Here is a 1,447-nt window from a genome sequence, read left to right on the forward strand (position 1 = left end):
TGTCTTTGCCTGAAAAAAGTTGACTCCTAAATCACAAAAAAAATGGGAAGTTACATTGAACAACGAACACAGTACTTAGATAAAGTGTTGATGTTGCATAAAGAAGGAATGGGTGCGATTAAGATTTCAAAATTTGTGCCGATAGGGATCAAAACACTCCAACGTTGGATTAATAGGTATTCTCTCGACGCAGCAAAGTCTATCCACACAATGAAGAAAACGAAACCTTTAGCAACAGAACCGACTCTAGAGTCACCTCCGGATGTAAAGACCCTTGAAGCTGAGATTAAAAGCTTGAAGGGTCAGCTTAAGCTTGCAGAGATAAAAGTAGAGGCTTACACTGAACTTATAAATGTAGCTGAAGCTAAGTTCAACATTCCAATACGAAAAAAAGCTGGCGCCAAACAGTAGACAACCTGCATGCAAAGGATTCGAAGCGCTATCAGGTTCGGTTCCTTTGCTCGCTATTTGGCGTGACAAAGCAGGCTTATTATAAGTATGATGAGAACGCTCTTATGCTTAAGCTAGCACAAGAGGAATTTGTATTGCAGTATATTCATGATATACGCAAGTTGGATCATGGTATAGGAGGTATGAAACTCTGGTTTATGTATCAACGTGATTTTGTGGAAAATAAACCAGTGGGAAGAGACCGATTTGAAGATATCGTAGACAAATATGGCTTAAAGGTTCGCAACAAGATCCGCAAGCCTAAGACGACCGATTCAACTCATGTGCTTCCAACCTATCCAAATCTAACCAAGGAGTTAATCCCTTTAGAACCGAACCAACTATGGGTTAGCGATATAACTTACATAACGATGTGGGTGGATGAATCAACATATATCTTCTGTTATTTATCTCTTATCCTTGATGCTTATTCAGAAGAAATAGTTGGTTGGAGTGTGGGGGAATCGCTGGAAACTATATACCCCAAAGAAGCTCTAAAAATGGCCTTAAAACGCATAGAAGGCAATAAAGATGTCAATCTTATTCATCATTCGGACCGTGGAAGTCAATATGCCAGTAATGAATATGTTGACCTTCTAAAATCTTATGGAATTAGTATCAGTATGACTGAGAACGGGGATCCAAAAGAGAATGCAAAGGCTGAACGTATAAATAACACAATGAAGAATGAACTATTAAAAGATTGCATCTTTGAGAATATAGAGCAAGTGAGAGAAGCTGTAGAGTCCGCAGTTGAATTTTATAACAAAGAAAGACCTCATATGAGCATTGATATGATGACCCCTGAAGAGGCAGCCAAGTGTGTCGGTGAAATTAAGAAAAGATGGATAAGTTACCGAAGTATAGCTATAAAAGGTAGACTTGATGGACTGGAAATCGCTGAAAATAGTTTACTCGCATCTTCTTGTCAGTGCTCTACCTCTCTGGTCAACCACTTACAGGAATAAGGCTCGCGAAGGCAACCAAACTTCGGGAT

Annotated in this window: 2 protein-coding genes; both read left to right on the forward strand. The window is 39.3% G+C overall.

Features of this window, described 5'->3' with window-relative positions:
• Window positions 1–90: 90 nt before the first annotated feature.
• Window positions 91–411, forward strand: a complete 321-nt coding sequence (locus tag ACRDCA_RS00300; RefSeq protein WP_438687780.1) for a hypothetical protein — start codon at window positions 91–93, stop codon at window positions 409–411.
• A 5-nt stretch (window positions 412–416) separates the two neighbouring features.
• A complete protein-coding gene (locus tag ACRDCA_RS00305) occupies window positions 417–1,418 on the forward strand; it encodes an IS3 family transposase (protein WP_438687781.1) in 1,002 nt (333 codons plus the stop codon).
• Window positions 1,419–1,447: the final 29 nt, after the last annotated feature.

Source organism: Serratia sp. (in: enterobacteria), from assembly GCF_051654945.1.
Lineage (GTDB): Bacteria > Pseudomonadota > Gammaproteobacteria > Enterobacterales > Enterobacteriaceae > Chania.